The sequence below is a fragment of the Halorientalis brevis genome (assembly GCF_023077655.1).
Map to the genome: position 1 here is coordinate 167,405 of NZ_JALLGV010000008.1, position 20,051 is coordinate 187,455.

The window sequence follows — 20,051 nt, forward strand, 5'->3', positions numbered from 1 at the left end:
CTCAGTCGTCGTCCGCGTCCGTCTGGGCGCGCCGCTGCGTGGCGCGCTCGATGAACTCCTGGGGCAACTCGTCGATCTCGCCGGCCTGGACGGCCCAGAGGTTGGCGTAGAGCCCGTCTTCTGCGAGCAGGTCCTCGTGGGTACCGCGCTCGACGATCCGACCGTCGTCGAGCACGACGATCTGGTCGGCGTCTTTGACCGTCGAGAGCCGATGCGCGATGGCGAACGTCGTGCGGTCCTCGCTGAGTCGGTCGAGCGAGCGCTGGATGAGCATCTCCGTCTCCGTGTCCACGTCGCTGGTCGCCTCGTCGAGGACGAGGATCTCGGGGTCTTTGAGGATCGCGCGGGCGATGGCGATGCGCTGGCGCTGCCCGCCCGAGAGCTTGACGCCACGCTCGCCGACTTCGGTGTCGTAGCCGTCCGGGAGGTTCGTGATGAACTCGTCGGCCTCGGCCAGTTTGGCGGCCTCGACGATCTCCTCGCGAGTCGCGTCGAACGTCCCGTACGCGATGTTCTCGGCGACGCTCCCGTAGAACAGGAACGTCTCCTGGCTGACGTAGCCGACGGCCTGGCGGAGGCTCTGGATGGTCACGTCCCGGAGGTCCTGGCCGTCGACGCGAATCTCCCCGTCGTCCACGTCGTACATCCGGAGCAGTAGTTTCAGGACCGTGGACTTCCCGGCGCCCGTCGGACCGACGAGCGCGAACGTCTCGCCGCCGTCCACGGTGAATGACACGTCGTCGAGGATGGGCTCGTCGTCGTAGCTGAAGGAGACGTGCTCGTACGCGACGTCTCCGCCGTCCAGGGAGAGCGGCTCGGCGTCGGGGTTCTCGGCGATCCGCGCGGGCGTGTCCATGAGGCCGAAGATGCGCTCGGCCGACGCGCGGGCGCGCTGGTACATGTTGATGATCTGCCCGAACTGTGCCATCGGCCAGATGAATCGCTGTGTCAGGAGGATGAACGTGACGAACTCGCCGGTGTACAGCGGCTCGGTGAACAGCCAGGGGGCGGCCCCGGTCTGCTCGAAGACGAGCACCCAGTAGCCGCCGATGGCGAAGGTGAGGACGAAGCCGACGCCAGCGATGACGCGCAGGCCGGGGAAGAACTTGATGCGCGTCCCGATAGCGTCCCAGTTGGCGTCGAAGTAGTCCCGCGAGGCGTCGGCGACGCGGTCGGACTCGTAGCCCTCGGTGTTGGCGCTCTTGATGACCTGAATCCCGCCGAGGTTGTTCTCCAGCCGGGAGTTGACTTTGCCGACGGAGGCCCGGACGTCGGCGTACTTGGGCTGGATCGTGCGGATGAATTTCAGGGTGAAGAAGGCGATCAGCGGCACCGGGACGAGCGCGACGACGGCGAGCTGCCAGTTGATCCAGACGAGGATGCCGGCGATGCCGAGTACCATGATCGACAGCCGGAACATGGAGTTCATCCCGTCGTTGAGGAAGTTCTCCAGCCGGTTGACGTCGTTCGAGAGGATCGACATCATCTCGCCGGTCTGCTTGTCGGCGAAGAAATCCATGTTTAGCCGCTGCATCTTGTCGTAGGTGTCAGTCCGGATGGCGTGCTGGATGTGCTGGGCGAACCCGTTCCAGCCCCAGTTGCGTAGCCAGTGGAACGCAGCGCCGCCGAAAAACGCCGCCGCGATGAGACCGACGGTGAGGACGAGCTGGCCGGTCTGCGTCGTCGGGAGCAGCCCGTCGGGGACCAGCGGGAGGCCGAACGCTTTGTCGTTGCGCAGGATGGCGTCGACGGCGAGGCCGAGCAACACCGGCGGTAACAGATCGAGCATCCGGGCGACGACGCTGCCGAACACGCCGACCGCGAACGCGCGATCGTTCTCCCGACCGTACTCGGTGAACAGCCGCCGCATCGGATTGTCCGCCCGCTCGCGTGCCTCCTCGAACGGGTCGTCCTCCTCAGCCGCGTGGATGTCCATCGTTCTCAACAGGTGGTCGATCCGCAAAAGGGCGTCGCATCCGGGTGTTTCCCGGGGTTAGTCGACGGCGTCGGGGATGACGACGGTGTCTCCTTCCTCGATGCACGTCCGATTCGTGTAGCCGCGCTCGACCTCGAGGACGTATTTCCCGGTCCCCGGGTACCGGGTGAGGTCCCGGTTGGCGGTGTTCGGCTCCGTCTCGGCGTGATGGATGCGGGTGATCGTCCCGTTCGCGTCGATGAAGACGATGTCGAGCGGGAAGGACATGTTCCGCATCACGTAGGCGTGGCGCTCCTCGCGCTCGTGGACGAACAGCATCCCTTCGTCTTCGCCGAGCGAGGCGGTTTCGCTGAGGCCGACGTATCGCTTCCGGTCGGTGTCGGCGATGCGAACGTCGACGGTCGAGCGATTCGTGCCGTCCTGGTCCTGGAGGGTGACGGTGGTGGTCTCGTAGTCGCTCTCGTCGAGCGGCGGTGCGAGGACGCCGGTCTGGACGACGACGGCGGCGACGATGATCGCAAAGACGCCCGCCGTCGCCGAGGCGGCCACCTTCGAGGGCATGGCAGTGTGGTCTACTGGGAGCCGGGTAAGCGTATCGACCGAGAGAGAAAGTGTTATTCTTCGGCGTGGGTATTGTCCGGTGTAGGGTTCGTGGTCTAGTTGGTTATGACGCGGCCTTTACAAGGCCGAGGTCGGTGGTTCGAATCCGCCCGAACCCACTATTCCTGTCGCGAGCAACCCGCGAGCGACGGAATCGTACGTGAGGGCGATTCGCGGCCCAGCGGACGAGCGAAGCGACGTCCGCGTGGTTCGAATCCGCCCGAACCCACTGCGGTTCTCGCGGCGCTCACCTCCGAGCGCCGCGTGTACAAAACGTTCGGCGGATTCGAATTCTGGCAGTCGCGCGCAACGTTAGTGAGCACGTCTGCATCTAGTTCGAATCCGTCCGAACCCTTCGCATCGAATCGCTGTCTCTGGATTCGGGTCCTGACAACCAGTATCGTTTTGTTCCCAACACATAAATCAGATGTCAATGGGTTCCGATTCGGTCGTCGAACTCTTTCGTCTCATGGACAATCGAGCCGCTCTTTTGCAGTTGATCGCCGACGGCACGCTCGACAAGGAGGCGGTCGCCGCGCAGGTCGACGTCTCGCGGCCGACGCTGGACCGCGCGTATCGGGAACTCCAGGAGGCGGGAATCCTGACCTCGACGGCGGATGGGTACTCTCTCACGAACTTCGGACAGTTGTTCTGTCAGAACTTCCGCCACACGACGGACGGTCTCGGAACAATGGCCGAGTTTCGGGAGGTGCTGTCGCGACTGCCTGCAGACGCCAGCATCGACACTCGGGTGCTCGACGGTGCGTCGCTCTCCCGGGCCGATGGCGGCGACGTGACGACAGCAGTCAGTGAGGCTGCTGGGCCGCTCCGTGACGCGACCGAGCTCACAGCGTACGTTCCGCCGACGAACGCGACTGTCCTCGACGCCGTCGGTGCGGCCCCCGGCGCGGAGATTTACGAGGCGTCGACCACAGCGCCCTACGAGGTCTTGGTGGCTGACCAGACCGTCGTGATCGTGGTTCCAGCGGCGCCGGACGAGAGTGCAGCCGTCCTCAGCAACGATACCCCTGCTGCCGGTCGGTGGGCGAGCGAGTTCTTCGACCGACTCGTCGATGCCGAACAGACGCGGGACGTGTGACGCGCCGTCGGGGTGAGCAATCAGTTCGTGATTGGCGTTCGCGATTTAATCCTTTGGTAGTGCCGCGAATACAGCCGGGTATGCCTCGCCAACTCTCTCACAACCGCCCCGACCGCGAGGGACTCCCGGTCGAGTCCCTGCTGGACGCACTCAAAAACGACCAGCGGCGAGCGGTCCTGCGGTTGCTCACTGCCAGTGACGGTGCTATGGGGGTCCAGAAACTGGCAGACGAACTGGCGATCGGAACGGCGTTGCCGATTCACGATTCGGACAGAATCGCGGCCGAACTCCATCACAACCACCTTCCGCGACTCGACAGCCTCGGTATCATCACGTACGACCCGGCTGCCAACGTCGCCGAGTCGCTCGACACGATCGAGGAACTCACGCCGTTCCTCGAATTCCTCGCAGTCAAGCGCGACGAGTGACCACGCCGGTCACGACGTGAGGCATCTCGACGCTCGGTCAGGAGTTCCCTGTCTCCGATCGGTCCCGCTGACGCGCTCTCCGCACATGCAGTCACGCTCTGGCTGCGAGTTCCCGAGCGAGTGTGAGGCTGGTGGCGACGTGCTCGCTGGCCTCCGGGTTGTCGATGTCGCCAGTGCTCTCCAGCAACTGCACGACGGTCGCCGCACGGTCGATCGCTACCGCCGGGGTCACGTCACTGGTGGCGATATCGGCCGCTACCGCTTGCGCTTCCCCGAGCCATCGATTCGCAACGGGATCGAGCGGTAACTGTTCGGTCGCCGCGAGGTGCCGGTAGAGTGCCGCTGTCAGTTCGGGGACGTCCATTCGGGATGGGTTGGTCGAGGTTGGACCTCCGCCGTCGCCGTCCATAGACGGGTTTCGGCGGCGATGACTGTAGGCCCTCCGTTCGGTCCCAGGCAGTTGGTGTGGCCCTGGTTTGGCTGGGATCGCTCCTGACGAGACTTTCGAAATCCTTTTTTCTACCACCCGCATCGTTCGAGATACGCCTGACGGCGTGCCGCCTTAGCTCAGACTGGGAGAGCACTCGACTGAAGATCGGGCTGTCCCCGGTTCAAATCCGGGAGGCGGCATTTCTGTCGCGAACAATTCCGTGAGCGACAGAAATGCGACCCGAGCGGATTTCTGAACCCTATCAGTCGCGCGCAGCGGAGCGAGCACGTCTGATTTCGGTTCAAATCCGGGAGGCGGCATCCCTTTCGGCGACGCAACAACGCCGAGCGGGGCGTGTCCCGTGAACGTGAGTCGATTTCTGCAACCCCAGCGCCGACAGGGGTGAATCGTCCTGTGTACGGACAGGAGCGTGCCTGACACCAATTTGTATAGATTTATTTACCATTTGTCCCTCACTGGTGGGTATGGCTGATGACCGATCACTGGTGACGCGCCGTCGCTATCTGACCGGGGCTGTCGTTTCACTCGGTGGATTGACTGGCTGTCTGGGATTTCTCGACGACGCAAGTGAGTCAGAGACGCCGGGCAACTCCGAAACGCCGGACGAGGGCGGCGGGCAGTCCGGATACAGCGGTCCACTGCAGGTGAACGGGATTGAACGCCTGGACGGCGAGGGGCAGATGGTCAAAGTCGCTGTGACTGTCGAAAACACCGGTGATGCGGCACGGCTGGCCACGCTCGTCCTGGAACTGTCTCACACGGAGGCACAGGGGTCGATCGATCGGAAACGACCCGTGCTCCTTGCGTCCGGCCTCGAACGGGAAGTCGTCCTCGCGTTCCAGCCGCGGTTCGTCGGGGAGGATGGCTTCGATCGACCGGAGGAAGGCGAGTTCCGCTTCGACGCGACCTTCGAGAACGACGAGGTGTACGCGGACTATCCGGGACTCGTGACGCCGTCGAGTCGATCAGCCGTCGCCGGCGGAGACGCGTGGCCTGCTGTCGCGTACGACCCTGGCGCGAGCGCGGCTACCCCGGGGACGGAGGCACCTCGCTCCCGCCCGACGTCGGCGTGGTCCGTTTCGGCAGTCGAGTACGCCTACGACGTGTCGGGCCCGGTCGTCGCAAACGAAACGGTGTACGCCGGTCGAAACGTCCGGGCGCTGTCCGTCGAAGACGGCACCGAGCAGTGGGTCCACGAGGGGGCCGCCCGAACCAGCACGCTCGCAGTCGGGGACGGCGTCGTCGCGTTCGGCACTCCGGAAGACGTCCGCGCCGTCGAGGCCGGCAGTGGCGACGTTCGCTGGACAGTCTCGTCCGACGGCGAGATCTGGGACGGCGGCACGACCATCGTCGACGGGCGGGTGTACACGTCGAACGGTCGGCTCCACGCGATCGACGTGGCCTCGGGTGAGGTCACCTGGACGGCAGACGCCGCTGGAAGGTTGGCGGGTCCGCCACCGGTTGCAGATGGCGTCGTCCTGGCGGGCGGCGACCCGCTCCGTGCCATCGACGTCGCGGATGGCTCCGTCCGATGGACGGCTGCCAGCAGCGAACCGATCGCTGCTGCGACCATCGCCTACGACACTGTCTTTGCGCTCACTCCCTCGAAGTTGCTTGCGCTCGATCTGAGCGAGGGTCGCATACGCTGGTTCGCACCTGGCCCGTTCCAGGAAGAACGCATCGCAGTCGGGAACGGTTCGGTGTACGCACAGCGTGCGAACGACTATCGGATGGTCGGCCTCGACGCCGCGAACGGCAACGTCGAGTGGGCGTCTCAGGCGACCGACGGTGTGCTGGGGCCGCCGTCGGCATCGGACGGGGTGCTCGTCGTCACGAGCGAGCAGGGTACTCTGTACGGGTTCGACACCGAGACGGGCGAGAAACTGTGGGCCAAGCGCGTCCCATCGAGCGTCCCAGGCTCACTTGCGGTTGCGGACGGCGTGACCTACTTCAACGAGCCGAGTGGGCCGTTGCGCGCGTTGCGAGCAGCGGAGTGACCTGCGCTCCTCGACGGGCAGCTACGAACTTCGGAACACCGGGACGATCCCGGAATGTGTCGCCCGATAACGAGGTCAAACGTTATTATATGTCGCTTTGATGGAGGGTGTACATGAAGGCAGGAGTGCTTGGCGTCGTCGACGGCTCGTTCAAGGCGGTCGATTCCGTCTCGGAGACGGTCACTGAGGACGACCACGAACTCGAGCGCTGTCTGGTGATCGACCGCGTGTTCTCACTTCCGTCGGGGGGCATGGCGTTCGCCGGTCGCGCCGCCGTCGAGGAACTCGCAGCCCGGACGGAGACGTCGATCGAGGACGGCGAGATTCACGTCACTGAGGCGGCAGGGCCCGTCACGCGGTACACGGAGTTCGTGGGGGTGCCCGGCGAGTTCGTGGCCGTCGACAGCGGGAGCGGGACGTTCGCGTTCGATCTCATCGGAGCCGAGACGAACACGACCATCGAACGCGCGACGCTCGATCTCGACGCGTTCTTCGCCGAACAGGAGGCTGCGACGCCCTGGAAAGCCGGCTTCAACGGGACCGGCGACGACGCCGTGAACGGTATCTTCCACGGCGAGGATCTGCGCCGGACTCACGACCTCCGGGAAACCCTCGAAGACTCGACGCTCAACCAGCTCGGGTTGTCCTACGCCTACGACGACAGCGACGTGAAGATGACGGCCGCCCGGAGCGGGTACGTAGAGGTGTATCGGCCGTCCGAATTCGACTCTGGGCAGTACCTGGAGTTCCTCGCGGACGAGATCGTGCCGCACGTCGACTGATGCGACACTCTGGGGCTGTTTTCGGTACTGTCGGAACGTCCGTGGCGGACCTGTGGTCAGTTCGACCGACAGCGTTGGCACGCTCGCAGCTATCGGCCGACGAGGCTCGCGTCAGCGCGTCACTGACGGTGTGTGCTGCTGGTTCGCTCTGGGCGTCGTTCCCGCGGCCCGCCATGTGCGTGGTACGCTGTCTGGTTTCCCGACGCTTGGTGTTGCCTCTGTGCCATCCGAACGACCACGTCGCCGTCCGTCGGTTCTCTGTGTCGTGCTCGCGTGCTAGACCTCTCTGCTTTTCGACATCGTCGACGGAACTGTCCGTGACGCGACGGCGATGGAACTGAGAAACGGATGGCGGCGGCCACTCGCTGCGGGCTCGACGTCCGATCGTGTCTTCTCTGTAATCTGTCTATTTTCGTATGGCTGTATCCGCGGCTCTGACCGAGTCGGCTCTGGAATTTCGGCCGGGTCGTGGTATCTCTTGTCGCGGAAGTGTTAATACCCTCCCTCCGTTCTCTTTAGAAGCAATGGCAAACGGTACGGTTGATTTCTTCAACGACACAGGCGGTTACGGTTTCATTGACACAGAGGATGCGGACGAGGACGTTTTCTTCCACATGGAAGACGTTGGCGGCCCGGACCTTGAGGAAGGACAGGAGATCGAATTCGACATCGAGCAGGCCGACAAGGGTCCGCGCGCGACCAACGTGGAGCGCCTCTAACGATGGCGAAAGGCAAAGTCGATTTCTTCAACGACACCGGCGGCTACGGTTTCATCGAGACTGACGACGCGGACGAGGACGTGTTCTTCCACATGGAAGACGTCGGCGGTCCGGACCTCGAAGAAGGCCAGGAGATCGAATTCGACATCGAGCAGGCCGACAAGGGTCCGCGAGCGACCAACGTGGAGCGTCTCTAACGATGGCGGAAGGCAAAGTCGATTTCTTCAACGACACCGGCGGCTACGGCTTTATCGAGACTGACGACGCGGACGAAGACGTGTTCTTCCACATGGAAGACGTCGGCGGCCCGGACCTCGAAGAAGGCCAGGAGATCGAATTCGACATCGAACAAGCAGACAAGGGTCCGCGGGCGACCAACGTCACCCGACTGTAAGCGTTTCAGACCTGCACTGCGATTTTCATTTCTTTCACACCGGTGAGCGACTGCGCTGGTCGGTCACGTCGGTTCGAGCGGCTGTTCGGCGCGGTAGACGATCTGCATCGGCAGCCCGGTGGCGTCGGTCGGCGGGTCCGCTGGGAGCGACCGCAGCGAGCCCGGTCCGGGGCGCGCGGTGTACCCGAGCGCGACGGCGTCCAGCACGTCGTGGACGGCGACGTCGTGTCCGGCCGTCGCCTCAGCGCACTCCTGGACGACCGGCGGGGCGTCACGCGTGAACGTCACCAGCGCGCGCATCCGCTCGGCGTACCCGCCGGCGGTCCGTTTTTCCCGTTCGAGCGTCGTCCCCGCGAAGGCGCGATAGCAGACCTCCGGATGCGCCTCGGCAAACACCGGGCGTGCTTCGGTCACTTCCTGGAGCAACTCGTCGACCGCGACGATGCCGTCGCTGACGGCGAAGGCCGATTTCGAGAGCCGGCGGTCGGCTTTCCGCTGGTTCACGCGGTCCGCGGCCGGGTAGCGGCGCTTTCGAGCGGCCTCCCGCACGGGCGGATCGGTCACTGCCGTCGCCCGCGGACCCAGCACTGCGCGGGCTGGCTCCTCACAGGGACGGGGCGTCTCTCCGCTGTCGACGAGTCCGATGGGGACGTCCACGAGGATCCGCTCGACGACCTCCTCGTAACGCGCCCAGATCTCGCCGACCTCGGCGAAGACGTCGGCGTGGGCGAACCCGCTGGCGTCGAAGGCGGCCGCCAGCCAGCCGTCGTCGGTGTACGCGACGCCCAGGAACAGCGCGTCGTCGGTCATCACCGAACAGAGCAACCGGACACGCAAAAAGGGCGGGGCGATCCCGGCCGACGCCGCAGGCTCGGGGCGAACCGACAGAACCGAGAGGCTCGACGCTGCTGAGCAGACACATGGACCGAATCGATTTCGACGACGCCGAGGCGTACGAACCGGACGCTGGCTGGCGACGCGTCGCGCTCGCCGGGGACGACGACGTGAGTCTGGAGTGGTTCGAGAAACCGCCGGGCCACTCCTCGCCGATGCACGACCACGAGAACGGCCAGGTGTGTCTCGTCCTCGCCGGCGAACTCACCATCTACACGGAAGACGAGGAAGCGACCCTCGGCCAGTACGACTCGGTCTGGCTCGACCCCTGGGAGTCACACCGCGTCGAAAACACCGGTGACGCGACGGCAGTCGGTCTGGACGTGTTCGCTCCCGGCCGCTCGTTCGATTTCTGGACCGATCGCGAGACGGACGACTGACCTACTTCGTCAGCTTTTCCAGCGGCACCAGCCGGTGTTCGAGCAGCGGCTTCGTGTATCCTGCCGACTCCTCGGTCATCCCGCTGGTGTACACCTTCACCTTCTGCTGGAGGACGTGTGGCTTCCCCTGCTTGTTCTTGATAATGTCGATAGATTGCCACGCCTCGTCTTCCATATAGTCGGTGGTATCACACGTCCGCTGTTATCTGTTTCGGCCCGCGCTGGCGCATACCTGTTCGTTCTGTGTCACTCGCTCAGTCGCTGCACTTCCTCGTCGCTGAGCGAGATCGCCGTGGCGGCGACGTTCTCTTCGAGGTGGTCGAGGCTGGACGTGCCGGGAATCGGGAGCGTCACCGGTGAGTGCTGGAGGTGCCAGGCGAGGGCGACCTGCATCCGGGTCGCGTCGTGCTCGTCGGCGATCTCGTCGAGCACAGCCGCCTTTTCGCCGAGGTCGCCGGCACCCAGCGGGAACCAGGGGATGAAGCCGATGTCGTACTCCTCGCAGGCCTGCAGCACGTTGGCGTCGTCCCGGTTGCCGGGGTTGTACTGGTTCTGGACGGTCGCGATCTCGACCTGGTCGCGGGCCGTCTCCAGTTGATCGACGGTCACGTTGCTGAGGCCGACGTGGTCGACCAGTCCCTCGTCTTTGAGTTCGGCGAACGCCTCGACGGAGTCCTCGAAGGGCGTGTCCGGGTCCGGACGGTGGAACTGGTAGAGGTCGATGGTGTCGACGCCGAGCCGATCCCGACTCGCGAGCACCTGGTTGCGGATGTAGTCGGGATCGCCGTGGGGGAGCCAGTCGCCGTCCGTGTTCCGCAAGAGACCGGCCTTCGTCGCGACGACGGCGTCTCCGGTGACGCCGGCTTCCCGGACGAGTCGCTCGCTCACGCCGGGGCCGTAGGAATCTGCCGTGTCGATGAAGTCCACGCCGAGATCGACCGCCCGCTGGAGCACCTCTCGGGCAGCGGCCTCGTCGTCCGGCGGGCCGATGACCTCTGGACCGCACAGCCGCATGGCACCGAAGCCGAGTCGATGGACTGTCAACTCCCCGCCGATGTCGAACGTGTCGCTCTCGTTCGTGACTGCCATATCACCTCTGTGAGCGCGAGTCGGTTATGTGTTGGCCGGCGTGCCACTGTCGGACTCGGCGTCCGACCGCAGAACGAAGTCGAACGTCGCTTCGGCTGGCCCTGAGGGGCTGGTTTCCCCCTGATACGTGTTGTCGAACACGAGGACGTAGTTACCGTCGGAGAACCCTCTCGTGAGATCGATCGACGTGACGCTCTCGATCGCCGCCGCCGCGGGAACCACGTTCGGCTCGCGTCTGTACTCGTTGTACTGGACGCCGGTCATGACGTAGAGATCGATAGGCGCACCCTTCGTGACCTGTCCGGTGACGTCCAGTTCCGTGTTCTCGATGACCTGGAAGCCGAGGCGCGTGTATTCGCCCGGTTCGAGCCGCACGCGGGCGCTCGTGCCGGTTTCATTGGCCTCCAGCCCCGCTGGGGTTCCGACGTCCGAGATCACGTCGTTCGGTGGGACGCTCTCGAATCGCTGAAGCGGCGTTGGCGTCTCGGTCCGCGGTGGCGTCTCGTCGGCGGCGGACGGCTCGTCGTTCTCGGTCGGTGACCCGGACTGACCGCGATCGAGACACCCAGCTATGGCACTGACCGCGACCGTCGTGAGCAGCGCTCGCCGTCGCATGACGCGACAGTTTCACGCTCTCTCACAAGTAGTTGTACTTTCAACAGTTCTCCCTCACTCGTCGCCGACGTACACCGTCTTGAGCCGCCCGCCACAGGTTGGGCAACACAGCGTCTGCCACTTCGTCGGATCCAGGTCACCCATCGTCTTGCTCCGGGTCGCGTCCGCGGGATCGACGGTCGCCCCGCAGTGCTCACAGGTGAGCGACTCGCCGTCGGTGATACTGGTCATGGATCTCTCTACGCGTGGATCGCATAAAAATCGCCGTCGGGGTGCCGCTCGGTCGCTATCTCACGGCGGTTGCGTCGTCGAACTCGCGTGCTAGCCGTTTCCGGTCCCCGTCAGGACGAACTCGAAATCGGCCACGGCCTCTCCGGACGGTTCCGTCTGTCCGAGGGGCGTGTTGTCGAACACGAGGAAGTAATTCCCCGAGGAGAACCGATTCGTGACGTCGATCGACGTGACGCCTTCGGCTGCCGTCTCCGATGGAACCAGGTTCGGCTTGCGCTTGAAATCGTTGAACTGGCTGGCGGTCATGACGTACATGTCGATCGGCGCGTTCTTGGTGACCTGCCCGGTGACGACCATCTTGGATCGCTCACCGAGTTCGAAGCCGAGGTTCGTGTACTGCCCTTTCCCGAGGGTGACGCGGGCGCTCGTCCCGGTATCGCCTTTCCCCAACCCGGACGGCGTCCCCACGTTCGAGAAGGCATCGCCCGGTTTCTTCGACTCGAAGGTACTGTTCCCACCCAGTGCATTGCAACCTGTCAGTGTCCCCGCCCCCATAACAGCGAGGAAGGTGCGTCGCCGCATATATACAACCCACATTCATCGGTAGTAAAAGACTTTCCGGCTGTGGAGTACTAGCATTTCACTAACACTTATTCCAACTCTCCCCCTCGCAGTCTGGTGGTTATCTGCCGAGGGGATTTTATTACGTAATATAATACGCGGATTTATACATAATCCTAATACTGACTTATAAAATAACTATAGTTTAAGATGAAAGATGATTACGTTTATGCTGGGTGAACGACCGTGATAGAATACGGCGAACGAGTGCAGGGGGAGGGGTTTTCGCCTGCCTGTCGCCGTCTCGAACCATGACACGACGGTACACTGACGCGGAGAACACCGGTGCGCCGGTCGTCCCGATGGTGACGGGACGAAACACTGCGAACGCCGGCCGGGAGGACCACGACGAGCAGGTCCTCAGCCATCGCACGCCGCGCGTCTAGTTCCGACGCCTGTTCTCCGTGACGTCTGTAACCGAGTGGTCGGTAGCCCATCGCTTCCGGGGTGGTCCACCCTGGCGTATTTGGTGCTGGCCGTGGAGTTCCCAGTGACATGCCTGACCGGCAGTCCGCGTCAGCACTCGCGACGCGATTCGAGGCTCTCGTCGCGGCCGCCGATGGGAACGCCCGTCCGGACTGGCTGGCACAGGCAACGACGGATTCTGACGTCCGGGCCCGCCTGGCCGACGTAGCGGCCGTCCTCGAAGGCGACGACGAGCCGGCCGCGACTGCCTACCAGACCCGACTCTCAGCGGAGGAACGAGCGGCTGGCGGCCACTTCACGACCGATCCAGCGCTCGCGACGGCGCTCAGCCGGTGGGCCATCCAGCCACGGGCCGACGACGCGTGCCCTCGCGTGCTCGATCCGGCGACGGGCAGTGGCGTGTTCACGCTGGTCGCACACGACAGACTGGCCGCGATCGCACCCGATCGGCCCCCCGCCGACCGCCTCGAACAGGTCGTCGGGATCGACGCCGACCCCATCCCGCTGGCGGTGACTGCGCACCGATTGCTCGCTGCCGCCGACGCCGAGACGGCGTCCCTCGAACTGTACGAGGCGAACTTCTTCGACGTTGCGCCCGGTCCCGCCCGCTCGTGCACCGCCACGGCAGCCGAGGTGAGCGCTGGCCAGTTCGACGCCGTCGTCGGGAACCCGCCGTACGTCCGGCAGGAACACACCGACATCGACCGAGCGCGGGAGCATCTCGGCGCCTTCGGACCGGCCGGCCGGACGCCGTATCGCGACGGCGACCGCGCGCTGAGCCGACGGAGCGACGCCTACGTCTACTTCGTCACGCACGCCACGCGGTTCCTCCGCGACGGCGGCCGGCTCGGCGTCGTGCTCCCCGCGAAGTGGCTGACGACCAGATACGGCGAATCCTTCCAGCGGTTCCTCTTCGACCACTACCGCGTCGTCGCCGTCGTCGGGTTCGGCGCTCGCGCGTTCGACGACGCGTTGATCGATACCGTCCTCCTCATGGCCGAGCGCTGCGACAGCAGGGCGGCACGTCGGGCGACGCCCGTTCGGTTCTGTCGGCTCGACGAGCAGGTCTCCGTCGCGACGCTTCTCTCGACGATCGAGGCGGCCGGATCGCTCGCTGCTGACTCGTCGATGGCCGTCCGCCACGGGGACGGCATCCGGACGGTTACCGTCCACCAGCGCGCGCTCGCCGACGCGGACGCGTCGAAACACATGCCCTACCTCGACGCGCCGGCGCCGTTCATCCGGTTGCTCGCCGACGACGCGCTCACGCCGCTGGGCGCGTTCACGACGGTCCACCGCGGCGTCATGACGGGCGCGAACGACTTCTTTTTCCTCGGCGCGGACGGTCGCGCTGCCGACGTCGCCGACCGGTTCCGAACGCCCGCGATCAAGAGCATTCGCGACGTCGACGAGCGGGTCGTCGGTGTCGGCGACACCGACCGGTCCCTCCTCGACGTCCACGACTACGTGACGACCGTCCGGGCCGAGCACGGGCGCGACGACCTCGAAGCCGCGGTGCTTGACGCCCTCGCCCGTGACGGCTACGACGCGCTGCGCGACTACGTCGAGTGGGGAGAGCGACAGGGGTTCCACGAGCGCAGTTCGTGTGCGTCGCGGTCGGTGTGGTTCGACCTCGGAGACCTCACCGCTCCGGCGGTGTTCGTCCCGAAGTTCTTCGACGAGCGCGTGCTGGTCGTCGCCAATCCCGACGGGCTCTTGGCGAGCAACGCCGTGGACTGCCTGTGGGTCGACGACGCCGTGGACGCACGGACGCTCCTCGGCGTCCTCAACACCACGCTCACCAAGGGGCTGCTGGAGTGTTGGGGGCGGTCCGAGGGCGGTGGCGCACTGCAGGTGATGACTTACGAACTGGAGACGCTCCGCGTGCCCGATCCTCGGTCGTTCTCGCCGGCGACCAGCGAGGCCATCGCTGCGGCGACCGACGCGCTGCTGGCCGGCGATCGGGACGCCGCCCGCCGGCTGGACCGCCTGGTCCTCGACGCGATCGACGTGGGCCTCTCGGTCGCCCGATGTCGCGAACTCAGAGAAGAGATGGTGCGTAGACGGGTGCGAACCGGAGAACAGGCCGTCCCGCCGCTGGTCGAGGAGTGACTACGCCAGCGGGAGCAGGTCCTCGGGTGGGCCGCCCGGGAGTTCGTCGCGGTCGTGGTCGGCCGCGAAGTCCAGGTCTGGTCCCGCCGCGATGATGCCCGAGGGCGTCACGTCGGGATGGGTCGTGTAGTAGTGTTCCTTGATGTGGTCCATATCGACGGTGTCGCTGACTCCCGGCGTCTGGTAGAGGTCCCGGAGATACGGCCAGAGGTTGTCGTACTGTTGGATCTGCTTTTTGTTGCACATGAAGTGGGTGTGGTACACCTGATCGAAGCGAACGAGCGTCGTGAACAGGCAGACGTCCGCTTCCGTCAGGCGGTCGCCCGCGAGGTAGCGCTGCTCGGCCAGCACCGAGTCCCAGTGGGCGAGCGCGTCGAACAGCTCCGTGACCGCGCTGTCGTAGGCGTCCTGACTCTGTGCGAACCCGGCTCGGTAGACGCCGTTGTTGATCGGCTCGTAGATCTCGTCGATGATGCGGTCGACCTCGTCCCGATAGCCCTCGGGATACAGGTCCACGTCGCGGCTCGCGACGCCGTCGGACACGTCCGACGAGCCGCCGCTCGCGCCGCTCGCGGCGACGCCGTCCATCTCGGTGTCGAGCATCCGGATGATCTCCGCGGACTCGTTGTTGACGATGGTGTCCCGTTTTTTGTCCCAGAGGACGGGGACGGTCACGCGGCAGGTGGCGTCGGGGTCGGCCGCGGTGTAGGCCTCCCGGAGGTAGTCGTAGCCGTTGACGGTGTCGGGCGTGCACCCGTCCTTCTCGGGCGTGAACTGCCAGCCGTCCTCGTCGCGATACGGGTCGACGACGTCGACGGTGATCGCGTCTTCCAATCCTTTCAGCGCCCGGACCAGTAGCGTTCGGTGCGCCCACGGGCACGCGTAGGAGACGTACAGGTGATACCGTCCCGCCTCCGCGGGGAACTCGGCGTCGGGGGCGTCTTTGATGCGCTCGTGGAAGGTCGTCTCCTGGCGCTCGAACTCGCCGTTCTCGTTGGTCGTTTCGTACTCGCCGGTCCGCCACTCGCCGTCTACGAGCTGGTTCATGCTGGCACCGAATATGGCCGCCAGCTGTAAAAACAGGCCAGTGACACCGGCGTAACCGCCTGCTGTCTTGCGATTCGAGCTGGATGTCTCCGGTGGTCGCCACGGGGTGAGCAGCGGCCGTCCGGACTGTGAACCGATCACGCGCCAGCGAGAACTGTAGTTCGACGGCTTTATTTACGCGCTCAGCCACGGATTTGCCAAGAGTATCTATGTCCGACAAGCCCGCCTCGATGTACCGGGAAATCAGCAAGCCGCCGTACACGCGCCGCGAGTACATCACCGGCATCCCGGGTTCGAAGATCGCACAGCACCAGATGGGGAACAAGGAAGCAGATCCTGAGGATTACCCCGTCCAGATCAGCCTCATCGTCGAGGAGGAAGTGCAGCTCCGCCACGGCTCGATGGAGGCCTCCCGCCTGTCCGCCAACCGTCACCTCATCAAAGAGCTCGGTGAGGGCAACTACAAGATGGTCCTGCGGAAGTTCCCCCACCACGTCATCCGGGAGAACAAGCAGGCGACCGGTGCGGGTGCGGACCGTGTGTCCGACGGGATGCGCCAGGCGTTCGGGAAGATCGTCGGCACCGCCGCCCGCATCCAGTCCGGCGAGCGCCTCTTCACCGCGTACTGTGAGGTCGACCAGGCCGACGCCGTCAAGGACGCCTTCCGCCGCGCCTACAACAAGATCTCGCCGCCGTGCCGCATCAAGGTCGAGCGCGGCGAGGAACTGCTGATCGCGTAGGCCTAAGCCCTCGCGGACCCTGGCGGGTCCGCTCGCCCTTAGTATTCCAACCAGGCACCACATTGCGCGCAGGCCAGCGATGCTGGCCACGCGCTTGAGTCTGCACCGCAGCGCTCGCCATGGAGGCGAGCGCGACGGTGCATTCGATGTGGCTTGCTGTTTTCCTTCCCTTCCCCGAGTCGCGCAGGTCGCCCAGTTGTGCGACCATGCGCTCTTGGCCAGGCCGCACTCTTAGCTCAGTATCCGCTTGTCGATGTAGCTGCCAGCCATGACGGCGAGGACGCAGAACCCCGCAATGTAGCCGGCAGAGAGTGGTAGCAGCACTGCGTAACAGCCGAATCCATTACAGGGCACTCCGAGTAAAGAGAGGGTCAAGTTGCTGAGCCAGAAGAACGGTCCGAAAATCGACGTGGGGGATGAATAGAAAAATAGCACCGCCAACAGTCCAATAACCGCCGTGAGGATGCTAGCGATGACGAGTGGATTGTCCAACCTGTACTTCGGCCCCATTATCGAGAAGTACGTCTAATGTTCTGACAACACAGTAAATGCTTTGAGGGGTTCGGCGGATTTTTGATCATACGCGCTAAGGCTCAGCCATGCTTCGGCTGGCGGTCGCGACCGACGCCGAGACCTACGAGCGCATGCAGGCCCCGCTCGCCGACCGGGGAATCCGCGTCGAGTACGTCCGGACCAACGAGCGAACGATCCCGCTCGGCGACCCCGGCGAGGAGTGGGCCGGCTTCGACGTGGGATTCGTCTACCCCTCGCGGATCATGGAGGGCGCCGTCGCCGACGCGCTGCTCGACGTGCCGTGGGTCAACGACCGCGAGGCGATCCTTACGTCGCGAAACAAAGCCGGCGTCATCGCCGAACTCGGCCAGGCCGGGATTCCGGTTCCCGAGACCGTCGTCGTCTCGAATCCCGTCGAACAGGCCGACCTCGTGGCTGCGTTCGAGCGGTTCGACCCGCCGGTCGTGGTCAAGCCCAACTCCGCGACGCGCGGCGTCGGCGTCGCGAAGGCCACCGACCTCGATTCCTTCCTGGGTATTATCGATTATCTCGATCTCGTCCACGACTATCGCGCCACGGGCGACCGCTCGTTTCTCGTCCAGGAGTTCCTCCCGGACGCGCAGGACTACCGCGTGATGGTCGTCGACGGCGAGTACGTCGGTGCCGTCGAGCGTCGATTGCCGCCGGACGCATTCGACGCTGGCCAGTGGAAACACAACGTCCACCGCGGTGCCGAGGCGACCGGCGTGGACCTTCCCCAGGAGCTTCGAGTCCTGGCCGAGCGGACCGCAGAGACGCTCGACGTTCCGTGGCTGGGCGTGGACCTGCTCGTGACCGACGACGGAGCGGTGGTCAACGAGACGAACGCCCGGCCGACCATCGACAGCGAGACGAAGTACGAAGACGGATTTTGGGACGACGTGGCGGGGTTGATTCGGAGGACGGCCGAATAGTCGACATGGGCTATTCCCTGACGGCCAGCCACAGGAAAATCAGCGCGAACAGGGCCATGAGGCTGCTCGCCCAGAGGGCGACGGCCGTCGGGAGGTCGGCGACGAAAAACTGGCCGACGGCGACGCCGAGAAAGAGCAGGGCGAACGTGACGAGCGTCGCCTGCACGGTGCGGTTCGCGTCCCGTCGCTCGTCGGCGTCGTCTGGCGGCTCGATCGGTGCCGCGATGCCTGCCGACACGTGCTGTCTGAGCTGTTGTTCGACTGCCGTCGGGAGGACGACCAGCCGCGGCACGGTCCAGTGGCTGGCCTCGCGCGCGTAGGAAAACCACGTGACCGTGACCCGGCCGACGGACACTCGCCGGACGCCGGTGAGTGCGTCGAGTGACGCGCTCCGACCGTCGACCGTGAGCGTCCGCGTCTCCGGGTCGAACCGGCCGTTCGTGGCGAGGAAGCCGGCGAGCGGTACCAGTCCGAACGTGACGCCGACGACCAGCAGGACGGCAACGAGCGGGGAGAGTAGGGTGGTTCCGACGAGGCCGGCGGCACCCCCGACGGCCAGCCCAAGCAGCTTTCGTGGAGAGTGCCACACCGGGAGGAACTGCGAGCGGTCGGGTCGCTGTGTCGCGTCGGCGAGCATCGGCAACAGGTACAGCACCGAGAACGGACCACCGACGAGCGCGAGCACGAGCGGCACGAAATTCCTCTCCAGGGCCTCCGCCCCGACCCAGGCGATCATCCCCATACTGGCGAGCAGAACGAGTCCGCCGAGGACTGCAACCGCTCCGTCCTGGCAGACTCTGAGGAGCAGCGACCGTTCACGGGTGATCGCCCAGTCGATGGCGTCCGGCACAGTGACCCCTACGTGCCCAGCCACATAATCGTCAGCGGTCCAACTGAACGTCGGCCGGCTCGAACGGAGTAAAACGGCGTCAGACGCCGGTCACACGCCCGTTCGACACGACACCAACATATATTAGCCGCCACGTCAAAATCCCGAAAGATATGCCCCCGTCACTGCGGGACGACCTGAGTCTCCCGTTCCTGGTGCTCGGGTCTGCCCTCGCTGGTGTGCTCGCGGTCGGGTATCTCCAGTACCCGGAGATGTTTAGTATCGACAGCGAACTGGCGCTCGCCTACGGCGGGTTACTGATCGCTTTCTCGCTGGCGTACAGCTACCGGCCTCTCAGGGAATCGCGATACGGTGCGCTGGTGAGTGCACTGTTCCTGATGCTGTTCGCACGGCTCCTCTACGTCCAGGGGATTCGCGGCCCGCTCATGCCCTTCGGGCTGTTCAGCGTCGCACTCGCGGCGTTTTGCTACGAGTTGTACAAACTGGGCAGCGAACGCATCCGGCGCGGCCAGGCGTCGCGGTGACCGCGCCCGACGAACCGGAGAACGCGATCGCCCGGCCCTCGTCGGTCGATCCTTCCTCCGGGCTGGTTCGACGAGTACTGGAGCCCCTGTTCTCCCGTTCCCACGTCGGAATAAATCACTCGGCTGCGCTCGAATCCGGAGTTTCGAGACGGATGGCGTATCGGTAGCTACTCGCGAGGAAAGGAAAACAGCCGATTAGAGATCGATGTCGGCCGAGTCGTCGGCGCGGTCGAAGGTGACCTCGAGGACGCCGTTGTTGTAGGTGGCTGCCGCGGAGTGTTCGTCGACGCGGGTTGGCAGGCGGACGCGCTCCTCGTAGTCGCGGCGGTCGCTGGCTGCCGACACGGTGAGGACCTTCCCGTCGCATTTCAGGTCGATCGCGTCCTTCTCGACGCCGGGCAGGTCCGCGACGATACGCACCTCCCCGTCTTCCTCGTACACATCGAGGTGGAGGTCCGAGCCGAAGCCAGTTGCCCCGCCGCGGTCGATGTGGACGTCGTCGCCCATCATCTCGTTCATCACCCGCTCTATCTCCCGGAGGATGTCGTCGATGGGGTCGTGGTCGTCGCGGTCGTCCTTCATACTCGTCGGTAAGGTTTGTAGTCCGGAAAAGCCTTCTGGCACTGTCAACACTCGAATCGAGCCGCGGC

The 20,051-nt window shown here is 64.9% G+C and carries 26 protein-coding genes and 2 tRNA genes; 15 read left to right on the forward strand and 13 right to left on the reverse strand.

The window, feature by feature from the left end; all coding sequences use genetic code 11:
* Position 1: 1 nt before the first annotated feature.
* Positions 2-1,936: an ABC transporter ATP-binding protein gene (locus tag MU553_RS18820; protein WP_247380549.1), complete on the reverse strand. Its 1,935-nt coding sequence runs from the start codon at positions 1,934-1,936 to the stop codon at positions 2-4.
* Positions 1,937-1,993: 57 nt separating this feature from the next.
* Positions 1,994-2,497: a DUF192 domain-containing protein gene (locus tag MU553_RS18825; protein WP_247380551.1), complete on the reverse strand. Its 504-nt coding sequence runs from the start codon at positions 2,495-2,497 to the stop codon at positions 1,994-1,996.
* A gap of 84 nt (positions 2,498-2,581) precedes the next feature.
* Here MU553_RS18825 and MU553_RS18830 point away from each other — a divergent pair.
* From MU553_RS18830 to MU553_RS18840, 3 genes are all read left to right on the forward strand, one after another.
* A tRNA-Val gene (locus MU553_RS18830) sits at positions 2,582-2,655 on the forward strand.
* A 314-nt stretch (positions 2,656-2,969) separates the two neighbouring features.
* Complete coding sequence (locus MU553_RS18835) at positions 2,970-3,635, forward strand: winged helix-turn-helix domain-containing protein (RefSeq protein ID WP_247380552.1); 666 nt, start codon at positions 2,970-2,972, stop codon at positions 3,633-3,635.
* Between the two features lie 80 nt (positions 3,636-3,715).
* Complete coding sequence (locus MU553_RS18840; protein WP_247380554.1) at positions 3,716-4,063, forward strand: DUF7344 domain-containing protein; 348 nt, start codon at positions 3,716-3,718, stop codon at positions 4,061-4,063.
* A gap of 91 nt (positions 4,064-4,154) precedes the next feature.
* Here the strand turns inward: MU553_RS18840 and MU553_RS18845 are convergent, their stop codons facing one another.
* On the reverse strand, positions 4,155-4,427 hold the full coding sequence (locus MU553_RS18845) for a DUF8152 family protein (protein ID WP_247380556.1): 273 nt from the start codon (positions 4,425-4,427) through the stop codon (positions 4,155-4,157).
* Positions 4,428-4,619: 192 nt separating this feature from the next.
* On the opposite strand from MU553_RS18845, the gene MU553_RS18850 reads away from it, so the two are divergent.
* The 6 genes from MU553_RS18850 to MU553_RS18875 all read left to right on the forward strand — a co-directional run bounded on the left by MU553_RS18850 (position 4,620) and on the right by MU553_RS18875 (position 8,406).
* Positions 4,620-4,693, forward strand: a tRNA-Phe gene (locus tag MU553_RS18850).
* A 285-nt stretch (positions 4,694-4,978) separates the two neighbouring features.
* Positions 4,979-6,511, forward strand: coding sequence for a PQQ-binding-like beta-propeller repeat protein (locus MU553_RS18855; protein ID WP_247380557.1), 1,533 nt, complete (start codon positions 4,979-4,981; stop codon positions 6,509-6,511).
* Between the two features lie 113 nt (positions 6,512-6,624).
* Positions 6,625-7,293 carry a hypothetical protein gene (locus MU553_RS18860; RefSeq protein WP_247380559.1) on the forward strand — a complete coding sequence of 223 codons (669 nt, stop codon included), beginning with the start codon at positions 6,625-6,627 and terminating at the stop codon, positions 7,291-7,293.
* Between the two features lie 524 nt (positions 7,294-7,817).
* Positions 7,818-8,012, forward strand: a complete 195-nt coding sequence (locus MU553_RS18865) for a cold-shock protein (protein WP_247380561.1) — start codon at positions 7,818-7,820, stop codon at positions 8,010-8,012.
* Between the two features lie 2 nt (positions 8,013-8,014).
* Positions 8,015-8,209, forward strand: coding sequence for a cold-shock protein (locus MU553_RS18870; protein WP_247380563.1), 195 nt, complete (start codon positions 8,015-8,017; stop codon positions 8,207-8,209).
* A 2-nt stretch (positions 8,210-8,211) separates the two neighbouring features.
* Positions 8,212-8,406: a cold-shock protein gene (locus MU553_RS18875; protein WP_247380565.1), complete on the forward strand. Its 195-nt coding sequence runs from the start codon at positions 8,212-8,214 to the stop codon at positions 8,404-8,406.
* 63 nt (positions 8,407-8,469) lie between these two features.
* Here MU553_RS18875 and MU553_RS18880 read toward each other — a convergent pair whose 3' ends face one another.
* Positions 8,470-9,216, reverse strand: coding sequence for a DUF429 domain-containing protein (locus MU553_RS18880; protein WP_247380568.1), 747 nt, complete (start codon positions 9,214-9,216; stop codon positions 8,470-8,472).
* A gap of 110 nt (positions 9,217-9,326) precedes the next feature.
* On the opposite strand from MU553_RS18880, the gene MU553_RS18885 reads away from it, so the two are divergent.
* Entirely contained in the window at positions 9,327-9,680 is a 354-nt protein-coding gene (locus MU553_RS18885) for a cupin domain-containing protein (RefSeq protein ID WP_247380570.1), read from the forward strand.
* A gap of 1 nt (position 9,681) precedes the next feature.
* On the opposite strand, the gene MU553_RS18890 is transcribed toward MU553_RS18885, so the two are convergent.
* The 5 genes from MU553_RS18890 to MU553_RS18910 form a co-directional block, all read right to left on the reverse strand.
* Positions 9,682-9,855 carry a hypothetical protein gene (locus tag MU553_RS18890; protein WP_247380571.1) on the reverse strand — a complete coding sequence of 58 codons (174 nt, stop codon included), beginning with the start codon at positions 9,853-9,855 and terminating at the stop codon, positions 9,682-9,684.
* A 71-nt stretch (positions 9,856-9,926) separates the two neighbouring features.
* Entirely contained in the window at positions 9,927-10,769 is an 843-nt protein-coding gene (locus MU553_RS18895; protein WP_247380573.1) for an aldo/keto reductase, read from the reverse strand.
* Between the two features lie 24 nt (positions 10,770-10,793).
* On the reverse strand, positions 10,794-11,384 hold the full coding sequence (locus MU553_RS18900) for a hypothetical protein (protein WP_247380575.1): 591 nt from the start codon (positions 11,382-11,384) through the stop codon (positions 10,794-10,796).
* 54 nt (positions 11,385-11,438) lie between these two features.
* Positions 11,439-11,615 (reverse strand): hypothetical protein, encoded by a 177-nt coding sequence (locus MU553_RS18905; protein ID WP_247380577.1) that lies wholly within the window; start codon positions 11,613-11,615, stop codon positions 11,439-11,441.
* A gap of 90 nt (positions 11,616-11,705) precedes the next feature.
* On the reverse strand, positions 11,706-12,197 hold the full coding sequence (locus tag MU553_RS18910) for a hypothetical protein (protein WP_247380579.1): 492 nt from the start codon (positions 12,195-12,197) through the stop codon (positions 11,706-11,708).
* A 290-nt stretch (positions 12,198-12,487) separates the two neighbouring features.
* On the opposite strand from MU553_RS18910, the gene MU553_RS23665 reads away from it, so the two are divergent.
* Both MU553_RS23665 and MU553_RS18915 read left to right on the forward strand, forming a co-directional pair.
* Positions 12,488-12,622 carry a hypothetical protein gene (locus MU553_RS23665; RefSeq protein ID WP_282594369.1) on the forward strand — a complete coding sequence of 45 codons (135 nt, stop codon included), beginning with the start codon at positions 12,488-12,490 and terminating at the stop codon, positions 12,620-12,622.
* Between the two features lie 109 nt (positions 12,623-12,731).
* Positions 12,732-14,774, forward strand: a complete 2,043-nt coding sequence (locus MU553_RS18915) for an HsdM family class I SAM-dependent methyltransferase (protein ID WP_247380581.1) — start codon at positions 12,732-12,734, stop codon at positions 14,772-14,774.
* Here the strand turns inward: MU553_RS18915 and MU553_RS18920 are convergent, their stop codons facing one another.
* Positions 14,775-15,821 (reverse strand): glutathione S-transferase family protein, encoded by a 1,047-nt coding sequence (locus MU553_RS18920; RefSeq protein ID WP_247380583.1) that lies wholly within the window; start codon positions 15,819-15,821, stop codon positions 14,775-14,777. It abuts the gene before it with no gap.
* A 209-nt stretch (positions 15,822-16,030) separates the two neighbouring features.
* Between MU553_RS18920 and MU553_RS18925 the strand changes: the two genes are divergently transcribed.
* Complete coding sequence (locus tag MU553_RS18925; RefSeq protein WP_247380585.1) at positions 16,031-16,561, forward strand: 50S ribosomal protein L16; 531 nt, start codon at positions 16,031-16,033, stop codon at positions 16,559-16,561.
* 231 nt (positions 16,562-16,792) lie between these two features.
* On the opposite strand, the gene MU553_RS18930 is transcribed toward MU553_RS18925, so the two are convergent.
* Positions 16,793-17,071: a hypothetical protein gene (locus tag MU553_RS18930; RefSeq protein ID WP_247380586.1), complete on the reverse strand. Its 279-nt coding sequence runs from the start codon at positions 17,069-17,071 to the stop codon at positions 16,793-16,795.
* 89 nt (positions 17,072-17,160) lie between these two features.
* On the opposite strand from MU553_RS18930, the gene MU553_RS18935 reads away from it, so the two are divergent.
* Entirely contained in the window at positions 17,161-18,027 is an 867-nt protein-coding gene (locus MU553_RS18935) for an ATP-grasp domain-containing protein (protein ID WP_247380588.1), read from the forward strand.
* A gap of 10 nt (positions 18,028-18,037) precedes the next feature.
* On the opposite strand, the gene MU553_RS18940 is transcribed toward MU553_RS18935, so the two are convergent.
* On the reverse strand, positions 18,038-18,877 hold the full coding sequence (locus tag MU553_RS18940) for a hypothetical protein (RefSeq protein ID WP_247380590.1): 840 nt from the start codon (positions 18,875-18,877) through the stop codon (positions 18,038-18,040).
* A gap of 152 nt (positions 18,878-19,029) precedes the next feature.
* On the opposite strand from MU553_RS18940, the gene MU553_RS18945 reads away from it, so the two are divergent.
* Complete coding sequence (locus tag MU553_RS18945; protein WP_247380592.1) at positions 19,030-19,401, forward strand: hypothetical protein; 372 nt, start codon at positions 19,030-19,032, stop codon at positions 19,399-19,401.
* Positions 19,402-19,596: 195 nt separating this feature from the next.
* Here MU553_RS18945 and MU553_RS18950 read toward each other — a convergent pair whose 3' ends face one another.
* Positions 19,597-19,983 (reverse strand): Hsp20/alpha crystallin family protein, encoded by a 387-nt coding sequence (locus MU553_RS18950; RefSeq protein WP_247380593.1) that lies wholly within the window; start codon positions 19,981-19,983, stop codon positions 19,597-19,599.
* Positions 19,984-20,051 lie beyond the last annotated feature (68 nt).